The sequence below is a fragment of the Cyanobium sp. N5-Cardenillas genome, assembly GCF_024345515.1.
Lineage (GTDB): Bacteria > Cyanobacteriota > Cyanobacteriia > PCC-6307 > Cyanobiaceae > Cyanobium.
In genome coordinates this window covers 1-14,729 of record NZ_JAGQBG010000054.1, presented here as the reverse complement: position 1 = coordinate 14,729, position 14,729 = coordinate 1, and the positions used below count along the sequence as shown (strand labels likewise).

Below are 14,729 nucleotides of genomic sequence, written 5' to 3'. Positions count from 1 at the left end.
CCGTGCTGGCCCAGGGCTTCGGGCGGGTGATTCCCGACGACGGCCTCCTCGAGGTCCCGATCGCCTCGCCCAGCACCCGCCTGCAGGGCCTCAACGCCCTCGCCTCCCTGCTCACCTCCGCCGTGGTGCAGTCGCCCGTCAACCACCCCGATCTTCTGTGTCTGCGGGCCCGCCACATCACCATCACCACCGACCCGCCCCAGCGGCTGGTGATCGACGGCGAAATGCTTGAGGCCGACCCGGTCAGCTTCACCTGCCTGCCCGGCGCCCTCACCGTGTTCGCCCCCCTGCCGCCACCGTGAACGGGCCCCCATGAACCTCGCCTCCGAGGCGGACATCGCCACCAAGGTCGGCCGCATGGCCGAGCGGGTGCGCTGGGGCCATCCCGAGATCGTCCGCCGTGGCATCGATCCCTGCCGCCTGGCCATCGAGGGGGATCCGGAGTCGCCCGAGGCCTTTTCCTTCCTGGTGCTGGGGGACAGCGGCACCGGGCTGCACCGCCGCGACACCCCCCAGCGGCGGGTCGCCGAGCAGCTGCTCGCCCATGGGGCCGACGCCCGCTTCCTGCTCCACACCGGGGATGTCGTCTACCAGGTGGGCTCCAGTGAGCAGTACCCGGACAACTTCATCCGTCCCTACCGGGAGTGGATCGTGGGCGGTGAGGACTGGCGCCGGCTGCGCTACGACCGGCTCGTCTTCCGGGTGCCGTTCCTGCCGGTGCTCGGCAACCACGACTACTACGACCTGCCGCTGCCGCTGGGGCTGCTGGCCGGCCTGACCGCGCCACCACGGCGCCTGCTGCGGGCCTGGCTGGATCTGGATGTGGGCTGGCACGGCTCCTACGTGGGCCAGGCCTGGGCCCGCGCTTTCGTTGATGTGCTCAGCGCCGTGCCGGAGGCGGACCTCGGCGATCACCTTGAAAGCACCCGCACCGCCACGGTCGACGGGGCCCGCTGCCTGCTCTACCGCCCCGGCCGGTACACCCGCCTGCCCCACCGCCATTACACCTTCCGCTTTGCCGGCGTCGATGTGTTCGCCCTCGACTCCAACACCTTCAACCAGCCCCTGCCGGGCGGTACCGACGACGGGGAACTGCACCAGCGTCGCCAGCGGCTCGACGCCGAACGTGCCTCCCTGCTGCTGTCCCTCGGCCCGCTCAGCGGTGATGAGGACATCCGCGACGATCGGGCCGCCAAGGCCGAGCAGCTCGATGAGCAGATCCGCGACATCGACAAGCAGCTCGCCAGCGGGGTTTCGGCCCGTGCCGGCCAGGCCCCTGCCGTCGATGGGGCCCAGCTCGACTGGTTCGCCGAGGCGCTGATCGCCTCCTGGCGCAACCCGGCCGTGCGGGGCCGGCTGCTGGTGCTGCACCATCCACCTGTCGTCACCGAGGCCAGCAAGTGGGACCAGGGCCAGACCCTGGCCGTGCGCGCCCAGCTGCGCCGGGCGCTCGATCGTGTGGCCGCCGCCCTCGGCCATCTGCCGGCCGGGCGTCCCCTGATCGATCTCGCCTTCAGCGGCCATGCCCACTGCCTGGAGTTGCTCGACACCGGCGACACCGGCCACGGCGACGCCCACATCCCCTGGGCGATCTGCGGCGGCAGCGGCTACAGCCTGCGCCGCCAGCGCCGGGAGGGGCCCGAGCTGCTGGAAGGTCCACCCGGCGCCGAGCGTGTCGTGGCCCGCTCCCGCCTCTTCCTCGGCCGCAGCGGCCGGGGCTCGGCCCTGTGCCGCGCCTACTCCGCCCTGCGGGTGGAGGTGGCGGCCGGCACCCCCCTGAAACTCACGCTCGTACCGCTGGTGGCGGAGAAGGCTCAAGGGGAATGGCGGCCCTACCGCGGGGCCGCCATTCCGCTGTAGAACGGCCGGCGCCACCCCCCACTCCAATGGACCCCAGCGCGGATCTCTCCGGCCACTTCCTCCAGCTCGCCTGCGGCAACTGGGTCACCCAGATGCTGCACGTGGCCGCCGAGCTGGCAATCGCCGACCACCTTGCGGCCGCGGGGCCGGAGGGTCTGGAGGCCGAGGAACTGGCCGGCCGCTGCGGCGCCGACGGCGAGTCCCTGTTCCGGCTGCTGCGGGGTCTGGCGAGCCTAGGCGTGTTCGCCGAGAGCGAGAGCCAGCCACGCCGCTTCGTGCTCACCCCCCTGGCCGAACTGCTGCGCAGCGACCACCCCGGCTCCCTGCGCCAGTTCGTGCGCATGCTCGGCGGCGAGCACTACGACGCCTGGACCGACCTGCTCCACAGCGTCCGCAGCGGCGAGAGCGCCTTCCGCCACCACTACGGCGAACCCGTCTTTGACTGGTACGGCCACAACCCCGAGCGCGGCGCCATCTTCGACGGCGCCATGACCGACTTCTCCCGCGTCGAGACCGAGGGACTGCTGGCGGCCTACGACTTCAGCGGCATCAAGCACCTGGTCGACGTGGGCGGCGGCCGCGGCGGACTGCTGCAGACCGTGCTGCGCCACCACGGCCATCTGCGCGGCACCCTGTTCGATCAACCGACCGTGGTGGCGCCGGTGACGGTGCCGCCGGAGCTGGAGGGGCGCTTGGCCGTGGCCGGCGGTGACTTCTTCCAGCAGGTGCCGGCCGGCGGCGATGCCTACCTGCTCAAGCACATCGTCCATGACTGGGGCGATGACGCCTGCCTGACGATCCTGGGCCACATCCGCACCGGCCTCGCCCCCGGCGGACGGGTGCTGATCCTTGAGCAGGTGATCCCCCCGGGCAACGATCCGGCCCCGGGCAAGCTGCTCGATCTGAACATGCTCGTGATGACCGAAGGCGGCCGGGAGCGCACCCCCGCGGCCTACGCCCACCTGCTGGAGCGGGCCGGCCTGCGCCTGGCCGCTCTCCATCCCACCCCCTCGCCGGTCACGGTGGTGGAGGCGGTGGCGGCCTGATCACAATGGGGGGCCCTGCCCCGCTCCGGCCTTGAGCCTTCCCATCGCCCTGCTCACGGTCACCGACAGCCGCACGCTTGCCGACGACCCCTCCGGCGACGCCCTGCAGCAGCGGCTGGAAGCCGCCGGCCACCGGCTGGTGGAGCGCGCCCTGGTGCCCGACGACCGCTACCGCATCCGCGCCGCGCTGAGCCGCTGGATCGCCGACCCCGCCGTGCAGGTGGTGATCAGCTCCGGCGGCACCGGCCTCACCGGCCGCGACGGCACCCCCGAGGCCGTGGCGCCCCTGCTCGACAAGACCATCGAGGGCTTCGGGGAGCTGTTCCGGGTGCTGTCCTTTGAGACGATCGGCACCAGCACCCTGCAGAGCCGCGCCCTGGCCGGGGTGGCCAACGGCACGGTGGTGTTCGTGCTGCCCGGCTCCCTCGATGCGGTCACCACCGCCTGGGACCGGCTGATCCGCGCCCAGCTCGACGCCACCACCCGCCCCTGCAACCTGGTGCAGCTGCTGCCGCGGCTCACCGAATCCGCCGATCAGGCGCCATGAAGGTCCGCCCCTGGTGGCTCGGGGCCTTGGCCCTGCTGCTGACCCTCGGCCTCTGTTGGCTGCCGCCGGCTGGGGCGGGTGCCGCCGCCAACGCGGATGGCGCCGGGGCCCGTGGGGCTGGGGCGGGCCCGGCCGACCTCAGCGGCGTGGTGGCCGCCGGCAGTTTCGAGCTGGCCAAGGTGAGGATCCTCGGCGTTCCCGCCCTCACCGTGGCCTCCCCCGTGGTGGGGCACCAGGACAATGCTCCCGATGCGCGGCGCCGCGCCGCAGTGATCGAGGGCAACCTGCGCCTGCTCTACGACCCCGAGCACCTCTGAAGCGAGAGCGAACAGATCGCCGAATGGGTCCTGGTCCGGTTGCTGGGGGGGAGTGGTGGGGCCTGTGAGCCGTCGCCGCTCCAGCGGGTGACGGGCAGCGCCCCCGAGCAGCTGGTGGTGGAGCGCCGGCAGCTGCCGGGTGGGGATGTGGTGCTGGAAGCCAGGGTGCCGGAACGCTCCGAACCCCTGCCCCTGCTCACGATCACCCGCGCCGACGCCAGCCTCAACGGCACCAGCGCCTGGGCCCTGGGGGAACGCTGGCAGAAGCGGCTGCAGAGCCGCCTGCGCCATGCCCGCCAGGTGATGCAGCCGGCCGATCTGCGCCGCCGCTGGCAGATCACCCTCACGGTGCAACTGGCCCTGGCCCTGGTCACCGCCACCACCCTCTGGCTGTGGCGCCGGAACCGGGAGCGCTGCTCCGGACTCATCAGCCGCCGCAGCCCCACCCCTGATCGGGCCCTGGAGCAACGCCTGCAGCTCCATCAGGTCGTCGGGCTGGTGCTGCTGCTGCTCGTGCTGCTGCAGCTGATGGTCATGCTGGCGCTCGGGGTGATGGCCGTCCCCGGCAAGGTGCCCCTGGGGCTGCAGTTGCTGCTCCAGCCCCTCCATTCCGTCCTCAAGGTGCTGATGGTGGGGCTGGCCGCCCTGCTGGCGCGCTCCCTGGCCACGTTTCTGCTGCACCAGTGGGCCGACGGGGGCCGGGTGCCGGTGGAGGAGCAGGCCCGGCGCGAGCAGCGGCACCGCAGCCTGCTGCGGGTGAGCCACCGGCTGATCGACCTGGCCTGCATCCTGGTGGCGGCCGGCTGGATCGTGATCGACATTCCCGGCATCCGCGCCGCCTCCTCCTCCCTGCTGCTGGCCGGCGGCGCCGTCCTGGGCGGCCTGGCCCTGGTGTTCCAGGGGCTGCTGCGGGATTTCATCGCCGGCCTCGCCGTGCTGATCGAAGACCGCTACGCCATCGGCGACTGGGTGGAGATCGATGGCCTCGCGGGCGACGTGGTGGATGTGGGGGTGCTGAGCACCCAGTTGCACTGCCTCGACCACCGCGTGGCCGTGATCCAGAACAGCGCCTTCGACCGGGTGGTGAACCACACCAAGCTGCGCTCGGGCGAAGAGGTGAAGCTGCTGGTGTCCCACCGCTGCGCCGACATTGACCAGGCCCTGGCGGTGATGGCCGAGGAGCTGGCCCTGTTCCACGCCGACACCACCTGGGGACCCCGGCTGCTGGCGGCGCCCCTGCTGCGGGGCGTCAGCGGCACCGGCCCGATGGGCATCACCGTGAGCGCCCTGCTCACCACCGTGGCCGGCGAACAGTGGGCCTGCTCCCGCGAGCTGCAGCGGCGCCTGGTGGCCCGCTTCCAACGGGAGGGGATCCCCCTGGCCGATGGCCTGGAGCTGGCCGGGCGGGGCTGATCAAGGTGGGCGCGGCTACGGTGGGGCGTGCGGAGGAAAGTTGATGGCTGCAGCGACGCAGAACCACGAGACCTTCATCCGCCAGGCCATCGACCTGTCCCGCAAAGCGGCCCTGGAGTACGGCACCGGCGGGGCCTTCGGGGCCGTGATCGTCAGGGATGGCGTGGTCATCTCCCAGGGGATGAACCGCGTCGTGGCCAGCCACGATCCCACCTGGCACGGCGAGATGGAGGCGATCCGGCTGGCCTGCATCACCCTGCAGTGTTTCAAGCTGCCCGGCTGCATCCTCTACACCTCCGCCGAGCCCTGTCCGATGTGCATGGCCACCTGCTACTGGGCAGGAATCGAGGAGGTTTACTACGCAGCCACCGTGGAAGATGCCCTCCAATACGGTGATTTCGATGATCGCCCGATCTACGAGCAGCTCGCCCTGCCCAAGGAAAAACGCTCGATCCGGCTTCACCAGATTTTGAGGGAGGAGGCGGTGGAGGTCTGGAAGGAGTACCAGGTCAAACCCGACCGGGTTCGCTACTGAGGCGCGCTCAGGTGCTGGTGGCGGGCAGGGCCCGGAGCAGCTGCAGCATCAGTCCCAGCGCCACCAGGATCGAGGCCAGGGTCAGGCGCTGGTGGTGCCGGCTGGCGGTGCCCTCCAGCCAGGGCCGGCACAGGCGGCTCACCCAGGGCACCAGCCACCAGCCGGTGAGAGCCACGGTGCAGACATTGCCCAGCAGCAGGCCGCTGGGACCATCCAGCGGCAGGGGCTTCAGCAGCACCCGCACCACCGCCACGGGGGGCTAGAGGACCAGCAGCACCAGCAGGTTCACCTTCCAGATGGGCACGGACGCCCCGCCGGCCTCCCCCAGCCAGCGGGCGTAGCCCTCCCAGTCGGAGCGACCCTCGTAGCGGTAGCCGTCTCGCTCGGCGGCGCAGAGCAGATCGCGCCGTTCCTGGCTGTCCATCCAGCCCATGAACGCGCCGGGGGTCGTGAAACTCAGCTCCGAGGCGTACAGCATCCGACCCGCGTGGGGCTCCCGGCCCACGGCGGTCGGAGCGGTTTCGGCCACGAAGCCCGGATACCGACGGGCCGCCGCCATCAGCCGGGCCTCCACCGCCAGGAACGCCGCCACCCCCTCCGGTTCGACGCGATGCAGGAAGCGATGGCTGAACGGTGGCGCCGTCTCGCTGGAATGGGCGGGCGAGGCGGGCATCGCGGCATCGCGGCGGCGGCCCCACCATGGGCCATCAGGTCGCCCGCAACCAGCGGTGCCGCGCCCGGTCGCTGAGGTCCTCGCCGACCAGGGTGAGCAGCGCGTACACCGCCACCAGCGCCAGCAGCTGGTCCCAGGCGAAGGAGCTGAGGCTCTCCAGCAGCTGGCTGCCCAGCCCCGTCGCCCCCGCCAGGCCCACCACCACCGATTCCCGCAGGATCACATCGGCCCGGTAGGCGCCGTAGGCCAGGTAGGGCCGGGCCAGGGCGCTGAAGCGGCCGTAGAGCAGGGCCAGCCTTGGTCCGCTGCCGCCGCAGGCCAGGGCCTCCTCGGCGGCCGGGTCGGCGGCGTCGGCACTCTCCAAGAGCAACCGGCCCAGCACCCCCAGGTTGTGGAACCCCAGGGCCAGGGAGGCGGTGATCACCCCCGGCTCCAGCACGAACAGCAGCAGCAGGGCGGTGAGGGGCGGCGGCCATAGCCGACCCAGGGCCCACAGCAGCCGCAGCCCCTGCCGGGCCCAGCCCACCGGCGCCACCACCAGCAGCAGCAACGGCGCCAGCCCCACCGCCAGGCTGGCCGCCAGGGCGGTGAGCAGCAGGGTGCCACCCACCAGCCGGGGCCAGGGCAGGGCCGCGATGGTGGCCCAGTCGCCGCCGCCCAGACCCGGCAGGGGCTGCCACTGGAACAGGGCCGCCGGATCCACCCCCAGGCCGCGCCCCACCAGAACGGAGAGGGGTAGCAGGGCCGCCAGGGCCAGCAGCATCTCCCGGCTGCGCTCCCCCACCCCCCGCCGGGCCAGCACGAACCGGCCGGGCACCAGCCAGCGCCGGCGCAGCAGGCTGATGCCCCCTTCCAGGGCCAGCATCACCGCCAGCAGCAGCCACAGGCCGCTCCAGAGTTCCCGGAACTCCAGCGACTGCAGCGTCAGCTTGAGGTCGGTGCCCAGGCCCCCGAGACCGAACACCCCCAGCAGGGTGGCGCTGCGCAGGGCACACTCCAGCCGGTAGCCGCCGTAGCTGAGCACCCCCGGCAGCAGGGCCGGCCCCAGGGCCGTGAGCAGGGCCGCCGGGGCCGGGGCCCCCGCCGCCCGCAGGGCCTCCAGGCCGGTGGTGGGCAGGGCATCAAGCAGGTCGGACAGCACCCGCGCCACCAGGGCCCCGAAGGGCAGGGCGATCGCCAGCACCGCCACCGCCGGCTGCAGCCCCACCAGCTGGAGCAGCAGCAGCCCCCAGATCAGCTCGTGGATCGCCCGGGGCAGGGCCAGCAGGCGGCGGATCAGCTCCGCCGGCAGGGCGCTGCCCGTCAGGGTGCGCCACACGGTGCGGGAGCTGCACGCCCCCAGCAGCAGGCCCAGCACCAGGCTGCCGGCCCAGCCCAGCAGGGCCATGCCGGCCGTCACCCCCAGCCCCTTCAGCAGCGACGCCAAGACCACCGGATCCAGCGAGGGGGTCACCGCCGCGAGCGCGAAGCTGCCGATCAGCTCCCAGCCGCCCCCGTGCACCAGCGGCGGCAGCAGGACGGCCAGGGGCACCAGCACCAGAGCCGGCAGCAGCATCAGCAACGGCGCCGCCGGTTTCAAGGTTTCTCGACGGGTGGGGTGCCCCCATAGAGGTCCGCCAGCAGGGCCTCGCTGACCTGCGCCACCGGCCCGTCGAACAGCACCTGACCGTGCTTGAGGCCGACGGCCCGATCGAAGCCGTCGAGCAGGTCGGGGCGGTGCAGGCTCAGCAGCAGGGCCCGGGGGGCCACGGCGTGGGCCAGCAGCAGGGCCAGCAGCTCGCCGGCCAGGCGCGGATCGAGGCTGGCCAGGGGTTCATCGGCCAGCAGCAGGGTGGGCTCCTGGCGCAGCAGCCGGGCCATTGCCACCCGCTGGCGCTGGCCGCCGGAGAGGGCCGTCACCGGTTGCTCCAGCAGGGCCGGATCCAGATCCATCGCCCGCAGGGCCGCTGCGCAGGCGTCGGTGTCGAGGGGCAGCAGCAGGTTGAGCAGGGCCCGGGGCCAGCCCCAGCGGGCCAGGCGGGCGGCGTTGAGGTTCTGCTGCACGGTCAGCACCTCGATCAGGCGCAGGTCCTGCCAGAGGGTGCCGATGCGGGCCTGCTGGCGCCGGCGGCCGCGGCGGGAGCGGGCGGGAGCCTGCCCCTCCCACAGCACCGTGCCCGCCGCCGGCGCCAGCAGGCCGTTGGCCACCGCCAGCAGGGTGCTCTTGCCGGCGCCACTGGCCCCCAGCAGCGCCACCCGCTCGCCGGGGGCCAGGCTCAGGTCGACGTCCTCCAGCCGGGGCCGCCCGCGGCCGCTGACGCAGACGCCCCGCAGCGCGAGCACGGCGGTGGCGGGGCCGGCGGCCATGGGGGGCGGGAAGCGCGAACGTCCGATCCAGATTGCCAGTCGTCAGGCCGGGGCCCCATGGCTCGTCAGGCCGGGGGGAACCCCAGCAGACTCTCCCCCATCCACACGGCAAGCGATGACGACCTCCGCCGGGTCCCGACCCTCCCTCCTCGATGGCATCGCCCGGGTGCTGCTCTGCCTGGTGTTCCTCCACGCGGTGATCGGCAAGCTGACGGGCTTCTCCGGCGTGGCCGGGATGATCGCCGGCCGTGGCATCCCGCTGGCGCCGGTGCTGCTGGCGGGGGCCGTGGCGCTGATGGCCGTGGGGTCGGTGCTGGTGATCAGCGGCTATCGGGCACGGCTCGGGGCGATCCTGCTGCTGCTGTTCCTGGTGCCCACCACCCTGCTGTTCCACAACGATGTGGCCGACCCCCAGGAGCGGATCGCGCTGTTGAAGAACCTCTCGATCATGGGGGGCCTGCTGCTGGTGGCCGAACGCCGCCCCTGAAGGGGACGGACCGCGACTCCGTGGCCAGGCTGGGCGAGCATGGCCGCGCGGCGTCCTCCCCCTGCCGCCCGGTCCGATCCCATGCCCTTCGCGTCCCCGCGCTCCTACATCCTTCTCTCGGTGGCGGCGGCGGTGGCCACCATCGTGCTGAAGACGGCCGCCTGGCGCTACACCGGCTCGGTGGGCCTGCTCTCGGATGCGATGGAATCCGGGGTCAACCTGGTGGCGGCGCTGGGGGCCTTCTGGGCCCTGAGCCTCGCCGCCAAGCCCGCCGACCGCACCCACCATTACGGCCATTTCAAGGCCGAGTACTTCTCCAGCGGCCTGGAGAGCGTGCTGATCGTGCTGGCGGCCCTGGCCATCATCTATTCCGCTGTTGGGCGCCTGCAGCACCCGGAGCCGCTGGAACAACTGGGGTTGGGCATGGCCCTCTCCCTGGTCGCCACGGCGCTCAACGGCCTGGTGGCCTGGGTGCTGCTGCGGGCCTCCCGCCACTTCCACTCGATCACCCTTCGGGCCGACGCCCACCACCTGTTCACCGACGTCTGGACCTCCTGCGGGGTCCTGGTGGGCATCGGCCTGGTGAAGCTCACCGGCCTGACGATCCTCGACCCGCTGATCGCCATCGCGGTGGCGCTCAACATCACCCTCACCGGCTGGAATCTGCTGCGGGAAACCGCCTCCGGCCTGCTCGACCGTTCACTCCCCAGCGACGAACAGGAGAAGCTGGAGGCACTGCTGGCCTCCCATGAAACCGAGGGCATCCACTTCCATGCCCTGCGCACCCGGGTGGCCGGATCGCGCCGCTTCGTGGCCTTCCACGTGCTGGTGCCGGGGCAGTGGACGGTCCAGGACGGCCATGACCTCTGCGAGCAGCTGGAGCAGGAGATCGCCATCGCCCTGCCCCGCAGCGATGTGCTGACCCATCTCGAGCCGATCGAGGATCCAAGGGCCTGGGATGACCAGGGATTCCGCTGGGAGGAGGGTTGAGCCCCATACGATCCAGACAGCAGCGAGCGCGTCCCCGATGGCCACCGTTCTGATCACCGGCACCAACCGCGGCATCGGTCTGGAGTACTGCCGCCAGCTCCAGGCCAGGGGCGACACGGTGGTGGCGGTCTGCCGAACCCCGTCGCCGGAACTGGAGGCCCTAGGCGTGCGCATCGAGGCGGGGGTTGACCTCACCGATGGGGCCGCCATCACCGATCTGGTGGAACGGCTCGGCCCGCTGGCCATCGACGTGCTGATCCTCAACGCCGGCCTTCTGGAGCGCACCAGCCTGGACAACCTCGACGTCGACAGCCTGCGGCGCCAGTTCGAGGTGAACGCCCTCGCCCCCCTGCGGCTCACCCAGGCCCTGCTGGGCCATCTGCCATCCGGCGCCAAGGTGATCCTGATGACCAGCCGCATGGGCTCGATCGACGACAACGGCTCCGGCGGTGCCTACGGCTACAGGATGTCGAAGGTGGCGCTCTGCATGGCCGGCAAGTCCCTGGCCATCGATCTGCGCCCCCGCGGCATCGCCGTGGCCCTGCTCCATCCCGGACTGGTGCGCACCCGCATGACCGGCTTCAGCGAGCAGGGCATCAGCACCGAGGAGTCGGTCCACGGCCTGCTGGCCCGCATCGACGCCCTCAGCCTCGAGACCAGCGGCAGCTTCTGGCACGCCAACGGCCAGGTGCTGCCCTGGTAGGGCCGGCGGCTCCCGATCTCACGGACCCGGCAGAGCCAGCCGCAACTCCAGGCTCCGCCCGCCCCGCAGGACCGTCAGGCCGAGGGGCCGGCCCGCCGGGTGGGCGGCCAGCCGTTCGATCACGTGGCGGGCGCTGCTCACGGGCTGGCCGTCGATCGCCGTGATCCGATCCCCGACCCGAAGGCCGGAGCGCTCCGCCAGCGAGCCGGGGGCCACCTGGTGGATCTCCACCCGGCCGCCGTGGGTTTCCAGGTATACCCCCAGCCGCAGGCCCGGCGGCGGTGGCGTCACCACCCCGAACACCGCGGTGGCCAACCCCGGTTGCAGTACGGCGCAGTCGAGCCCCCCATCCCAGGGCAGCAGCCAGGCAGCCTCCACCAGACCCAGGGCCCGCAGCTGATGGGGCACACCGTGGCCGCCGGCCAGGTGGCCGTTGCCGATCAGGGCCACCACCGGGGCGCCGGGGCGCCGGCGGCGCTGCTCGGCGATGGCTTCGGCCATGGCCCGGTCCCACAGCAGCTGGCTCTCCACGAAGCGGCCGAAGGAGGGATCCTCCAGCCCCGGCAACCCCTGGCCGCCGCTGGGCACGAAGGGATGGTGCCGCCAGAGGCGGTGCAGCTGGGCCCTGTAGGCCGCGCTGGCCGGCGCCGGTCGCCCCACCCCCTCCCGCTCGCTGACGGGCACCGCGGCGAACCCCTCGGCCCGCACCCGCCGCACCAGCTGCCGCTCCACGGTCAGGGCAAGCAGCGGCACGCGCCGGTCGCGGGCGACGCGCAGGATCGGCAGGTAGAGATCGGCGTCGTAGCCCCAGATGGCCGGCCAGTCGAGGGCGCCGAGGAAGGCACGCTCCTCCAGGGCCCCAGCCACCCAGCGGTCGAGCACCGGCTGCAGCCGGCGCGGCACCATCTCCAGGCCGAGGCTGAGGCCGGGGCTGCGCTCCTGCAGCGCCTGGAGCGTGGCCAGCTGCCAGCGGTGGTGGGCGGCGCTGTCATGGCGTTCCCCCAGCAGCACCACCGGGCGCCGGGCCAGGCGGTCAAGCAGGTCGCCGGCCGCCACGGTCCGGGGACCGGCGGCGGTGGGCTCCACCCAGGCGCTCGGAGGCACACAGGCGCTGGCGGCCGCAGGTCCGGGAGCCCCCAGCAGGGCGGCCAGGCCGAGGGCCAGCCCGGCGGAGCGGCTCCCGCGGCGGTGCCAGCGGCCGGGTGGGATCAGCGGATCTTGCCGATCTGGCGGCCCACCTGCTCGATCATGCTGTAGGCCCCGGGGCTGGCCCCGGTGAACTGCTGGGCGCCGAACAGGGCCAGGATCTGCTTCTGGGTGGGGTTACTGGCGCGCCAGCTCAGGATCGCCTGCTGCACCTTCGTGGTGAAGCCCTTGCCGAAGCGCTTGTCCAGGTCCGGCTGGGCGATCCAGTGGTAGTCGGGGTAGCCCGTGGTCCTCCAGAGGACGAACACCTTGGCGGGGTTGGCCTTGCCATCGCTGATGTTGGCGTTCCACACCTGCTCGTTCACCGCGCCGGCGTCGTAGGCGCCGCTCTGCACCAGGGCGATGGTGGCGTCATGGCTGCCGCTGAAGCCGGGCGCACCGCCGGCGAAGTCGGACAGCTTCACGCCCGCCTTGCTCAGGAAGTACTGGGGCATGAGCCGGCCGGAGGTGGAGCTCTCAGAGCCGAAGGTGAAGCGCTTGCCCTTCAGTTCCGACAGCCCCCTCGCGCTGGTGACGGGCTTGAGGCCGCTGCGGCTGTTGGCGATGAAGAGGGTGCGGAAGGACACGTCGATGTCGCGCTGGGCGATCACCCGGGCGCCGGGCTTCTGCAGCCGGGCCTGCACGCCGGTGAGACCGCCGAACCAGACCAGATCGAGGGCACCGGTGCGGAAGGCGCTGACGGCGGCGGCGTAATCCACCACCGGCACGTAGACCACCTTCACCCCCAGCTGACGGCTGAGTTCATTGGCCACCAGCGGGTAGAGCCGGTTGAGCTTCTCCGGCTTCTGGTCGGGGATGGCACCGATGCGCAGCACCTTCTGGCTCTGCTGGGCCGCCGCCGGAGCCGGCCGGCCGGGGAGGGGGGCGGCGGGGGGCGCCAGCAGGGGCAGCAGCGCCAGGGATACCCCCATCAGGGCGGCGGTGGCAGTGGTGCGGATCCGGAACAACATCGGGCTTGGGCAGGGGAGCAGGCCGTTGCTCCACTATGGCGACCAGGTGGGTGCCGGCCCGCGGCCTTCGTCATCGCCAGACGCCCCCGTCCCTGCCGCGAGCCCCATGGCACCCAGCCTTCCCATCGATCCATTCCTGGCGGCTGGTGGCGCCCTGCTCGATGTGCGAACGCCGGCCGAATTCCGCCAGGGCCACATCCCCGGCGCCGCCAATCTGCCCCTGTTCAGCGACGGCGAGCGGGCCGAGGTGGGCACCCTCTACAAGCAGCAGGGCCGCCAGGCCGCCGTGCTCAGGGGCCTGGCCCTGGTGGGGCCGCGGATGGAGGCCCTGGCCACCGAACTGGTGGCCTGGAGCGAACGCTCGGGCGGGGCGCCGCTGCGGCTGCACTGCTGGCGGGGCGGCATGCGCTCGGCCAGTGTCGCCTGGCTGGCCCGGCAGCTGGAGCTGCCGGTGCAGCTCCTGGAAGGGGGCTACAAGAGTTACCGGCGCTGGGTGCTGGAGCTGTTCGAACAGGCCTGGCCCCTGCGGCTGCTGGGGGGCCGCACAGGCAGCGGCAAGACCGAACTGCTGCTGGCCCTGCAGGCGCTGGGGGCGGCGGTCGTGGATCTGGAGGGGCTGGCGCACCACCGCGGCAGCAGCTTCGGCGGGCTCGGGCTGCCGGAGCAGCCGAGCAGCGAGCACTACGAGAACGAGCTTGCCGCCGCCCTGGCCCCCCTGGCTGGGGCGGAACAGATCTGGCTGGAGGCCGAGAGCGCCATGGTGGGGCGCTGCCGCATTCCCGCCGGCCTGTGGCACCAGATGAAGGCCGCGCCCGTGCTGGCGGTGGAGCGGCCCCTGCAGGAGCGGGTGGACCACCTGGTGGCGATCTACGGCGCCCAGGATCCCCTCGCCCTGGCGGAGGCCACCCGGCGGATCGCCAAACGACTCGGACCCCAGCGCACCGCCCTGGCCCTGGAGGCGATCGAGCAGGGCGACTGGGCCACCGCCTGCCGGCAGATGCTCGAGTACTACGACCGCTGCTACGACCACGACCTGGAAGGCCATGCCTGCTCGGCGGTGGATCTGGGCGGTCTGGCGGCGCCGGAGGCCGCCCGCGAGCTGATCAGCCGGGGGCTGGTAACGCTGCGGCAGCCCCCTGCCGGCTGACCACCCGCCCGATCACCGCCGCCGCCCCGAAGCCGGCGCCGCGCAGGGCCGCCAGGGCGGCGGGCGCCTCAGCTGCCGGCAGCGCCGCCAGCAGCGGTCCGCAGGTCTGGGGATCGATCAGCAGCCCCGCCAGGGCCGCCGGTGCCGCGAGTCCCGCGGCCCCCACCAGCTGCACGGGCCCCTCCAGCAGGGCCAGGGCGGCGGCGTTGGCGGGGGCCAAGGTGCTGGCGTAGCCACGCTCCAGCAGCTCCAGGGCGCCAGGGCAGGCGGCGATGGCGGCGGCCTCGAGCTCCACCGCCACCCCGGCGCCGGAAGCGTCCAGCATCTCGCCGAGGTGGCCCAGCAGGCCGAAGCCGGTGATGTCGGTGCAGGCGCCGCAGCCGTGGGCGGCCAGCAGCGGCACCAGGGGCGCCTGGCTGCACTGCATCCCCTCGAGCAGGGCCTCCAGCCAGGCGGGCGCGGCGGCGCCGGCCATGGCCGCGGCGAACAGCACGCCGCTGCCCAGGGGC

Annotated in this window: 17 protein-coding genes and 1 pseudogene; 11 read left to right on the top strand and 7 right to left on the bottom strand. The window is 72.8% G+C overall.

All coding sequences use genetic code 11. The features are described from left to right. From KBZ04_RS06325 to KBZ04_RS06295, 7 genes and pseudogenes are all read left to right on the top strand, one after another. A pseudogene (locus KBZ04_RS06325) lies at positions 1-302 on the top strand (lipid kinase); the annotation flags it as partial. A gap of 10 nt (positions 303-312) precedes the next feature. After that, a complete protein-coding gene (locus KBZ04_RS06320) occupies positions 313-1,860 on the top strand; it encodes a metallophosphoesterase family protein (RefSeq protein ID WP_254991096.1) in 1,548 nt (515 codons plus the stop codon). 26 nt (positions 1,861-1,886) lie between these two features. Continuing rightward, entirely contained in the window at positions 1,887-2,906 is a 1,020-nt protein-coding gene (locus KBZ04_RS06315) for an acetylserotonin O-methyltransferase (RefSeq protein ID WP_254991095.1), read from the top strand. A 31-nt stretch (positions 2,907-2,937) separates the two neighbouring features. Continuing rightward, positions 2,938-3,453, top strand: a complete 516-nt coding sequence (gene moaB, locus KBZ04_RS06310; protein WP_254991094.1) for a molybdenum cofactor biosynthesis protein B — start codon at positions 2,938-2,940, stop codon at positions 3,451-3,453. Beyond that, positions 3,450-3,770: a hypothetical protein gene (locus KBZ04_RS06305; RefSeq protein ID WP_254991093.1), complete on the top strand. Its 321-nt coding sequence runs from the start codon at positions 3,450-3,452 to the stop codon at positions 3,768-3,770. The genes moaB and KBZ04_RS06305 overlap by 4 nt, the downstream gene beginning before the upstream one ends. 39 nt (positions 3,771-3,809) lie before the next feature. Then, a complete protein-coding gene (locus tag KBZ04_RS06300) occupies positions 3,810-5,183 on the top strand; it encodes a mechanosensitive ion channel family protein (RefSeq protein WP_254991092.1) in 1,374 nt (457 codons plus the stop codon). Between the two features lie 43 nt (positions 5,184-5,226). Beyond that, positions 5,227-5,718 carry a nucleoside deaminase gene (locus tag KBZ04_RS06295; protein WP_254991091.1) on the top strand — a complete coding sequence of 164 codons (492 nt, stop codon included), beginning with the start codon at positions 5,227-5,229 and terminating at the stop codon, positions 5,716-5,718. A gap of 7 nt (positions 5,719-5,725) precedes the next feature. Here KBZ04_RS06295 and KBZ04_RS06290 read toward each other — a convergent pair whose 3' ends face one another. Genes KBZ04_RS06290 through KBZ04_RS06275 form a run of 4 tightly spaced genes read right to left on the bottom strand, consistent with a single transcriptional unit; the run spans position 5,726 to position 8,737 of the window. Then, a complete protein-coding gene (locus KBZ04_RS06290) occupies positions 5,726-5,971 on the bottom strand; it encodes a hypothetical protein (RefSeq protein WP_254991090.1) in 246 nt (81 codons plus the stop codon). A 6-nt stretch (positions 5,972-5,977) separates the two neighbouring features. Continuing rightward, positions 5,978-6,391: a hypothetical protein gene (locus tag KBZ04_RS06285; RefSeq protein ID WP_254991089.1), complete on the bottom strand. Its 414-nt coding sequence runs from the start codon at positions 6,389-6,391 to the stop codon at positions 5,978-5,980. 34 nt (positions 6,392-6,425) lie between these two features. After that, positions 6,426-7,946 (bottom strand): phosphonate ABC transporter, encoded by a 1,521-nt coding sequence (locus KBZ04_RS06280; protein ID WP_254991088.1) that lies wholly within the window; start codon positions 7,944-7,946, stop codon positions 6,426-6,428. 20 nt (positions 7,947-7,966) lie between these two features. Further along, positions 7,967-8,737, bottom strand: coding sequence for an ATP-binding cassette domain-containing protein (locus KBZ04_RS06275; RefSeq protein ID WP_254991087.1), 771 nt, complete (start codon positions 8,735-8,737; stop codon positions 7,967-7,969). A 115-nt stretch (positions 8,738-8,852) separates the two neighbouring features. Between KBZ04_RS06275 and KBZ04_RS06270 the strand changes: the two genes are divergently transcribed. The 3 genes from KBZ04_RS06270 (at position 8,853) to KBZ04_RS06260 (ending at position 10,917) form a co-directional block, all read left to right on the top strand. Then, positions 8,853-9,224 (top strand): DoxX family protein, encoded by a 372-nt coding sequence (locus KBZ04_RS06270; protein WP_254991086.1) that lies wholly within the window; start codon positions 8,853-8,855, stop codon positions 9,222-9,224. An 81-nt stretch (positions 9,225-9,305) separates the two neighbouring features. After that, positions 9,306-10,214: a cation diffusion facilitator family transporter gene (locus tag KBZ04_RS06265; protein ID WP_254991085.1), complete on the top strand. Its 909-nt coding sequence runs from the start codon at positions 9,306-9,308 to the stop codon at positions 10,212-10,214. 37 nt (positions 10,215-10,251) lie between these two features. Beyond that, entirely contained in the window at positions 10,252-10,917 is a 666-nt protein-coding gene (locus tag KBZ04_RS06260) for an SDR family oxidoreductase (RefSeq protein ID WP_254991084.1), read from the top strand. 18 nt (positions 10,918-10,935) lie between these two features. Here the strand turns inward: KBZ04_RS06260 and KBZ04_RS06255 are convergent, their stop codons facing one another. Together KBZ04_RS06255 and KBZ04_RS06250 are read right to left on the bottom strand one after the other, a co-directional pair. After that, the gene (locus tag KBZ04_RS06255; RefSeq protein WP_254991083.1) at positions 10,936-12,021 is read right to left on the bottom strand and encodes a ChaN family lipoprotein; all 1,086 of its coding nucleotides are present in this window, start codon (positions 12,019-12,021) and stop codon (positions 10,936-10,938) included. Positions 12,022-12,125: 104 nt separating this feature from the next. Beyond that, a complete protein-coding gene (locus tag KBZ04_RS06250; protein WP_254991082.1) occupies positions 12,126-13,073 on the bottom strand; it encodes a putative selenate ABC transporter substrate-binding protein in 948 nt (315 codons plus the stop codon). Between the two features lie 106 nt (positions 13,074-13,179). Here KBZ04_RS06250 and mnmH point away from each other — a divergent pair, with 106 nt between their 5' ends. Continuing rightward, a complete protein-coding gene (mnmH, locus tag KBZ04_RS06245) occupies positions 13,180-14,220 on the top strand; it encodes a tRNA 2-selenouridine(34) synthase MnmH (RefSeq protein ID WP_254991081.1) in 1,041 nt (346 codons plus the stop codon). Here the strand turns inward: mnmH and KBZ04_RS06240 are convergent. Further along, on the bottom strand, positions 14,177-14,729 hold a 553-nt coding region (locus KBZ04_RS06240; protein WP_254991080.1), incomplete at its 5' end, for an AIR synthase-related protein. The genes mnmH and KBZ04_RS06240 overlap by 44 nt on opposite strands.

What these genes read in the sequence shown, in the direction of transcription:
- KBZ04_RS06320 (WP_254991096.1), top strand. Translation starts at nt 313, where the DNA reads ATGAACCTCGCCTCCGAGGCGGACATCGCCACCAAGGTCGGCCGCATG.
- KBZ04_RS06315 (WP_254991095.1), top strand. Translation starts at nt 1,887, where the DNA reads ATGGACCCCAGCGCGGATCTCTCCGGCCACTTCCTCCAGCTCGCCTGC.
- KBZ04_RS06305 (WP_254991093.1), top strand. Translation starts at nt 3,450, where the DNA reads ATGAAGGTCCGCCCCTGGTGGCTCGGGGCCTTGGCCCTGCTGCTGACC.
- KBZ04_RS06295 (WP_254991091.1), top strand. Translation starts at nt 5,227, where the DNA reads ATGGCTGCAGCGACGCAGAACCACGAGACCTTCATCCGCCAGGCCATC.
- KBZ04_RS06285 (WP_254991089.1), bottom strand. Translation starts at nt 6,391, where the DNA reads ATGCCCGCCTCGCCCGCCCATTCCAGCGAGACGGCGCCACCGTTCAGC.
- KBZ04_RS06280 (WP_254991088.1), bottom strand. Translation starts at nt 7,946, where the DNA reads ATGCTGCTGCCGGCTCTGGTGCTGGTGCCCCTGGCCGTCCTGCTGCCG.
- KBZ04_RS06275 (WP_254991087.1), bottom strand. Translation starts at nt 8,737, where the DNA reads ATGGCCGCCGGCCCCGCCACCGCCGTGCTCGCGCTGCGGGGCGTCTGC.
- KBZ04_RS06270 (WP_254991086.1), top strand. Translation starts at nt 8,853, where the DNA reads ATGACGACCTCCGCCGGGTCCCGACCCTCCCTCCTCGATGGCATCGCC.
- KBZ04_RS06265 (WP_254991085.1), top strand. Translation starts at nt 9,306, where the DNA reads ATGCCCTTCGCGTCCCCGCGCTCCTACATCCTTCTCTCGGTGGCGGCG.
- KBZ04_RS06260 (WP_254991084.1), top strand. Translation starts at nt 10,252, where the DNA reads ATGGCCACCGTTCTGATCACCGGCACCAACCGCGGCATCGGTCTGGAG.
- KBZ04_RS06250 (WP_254991082.1), bottom strand. Translation starts at nt 13,073, where the DNA reads ATGTTGTTCCGGATCCGCACCACTGCCACCGCCGCCCTGATGGGGGTA.
- mnmH (WP_254991081.1), top strand. Translation starts at nt 13,180, where the DNA reads ATGGCACCCAGCCTTCCCATCGATCCATTCCTGGCGGCTGGTGGCGCC.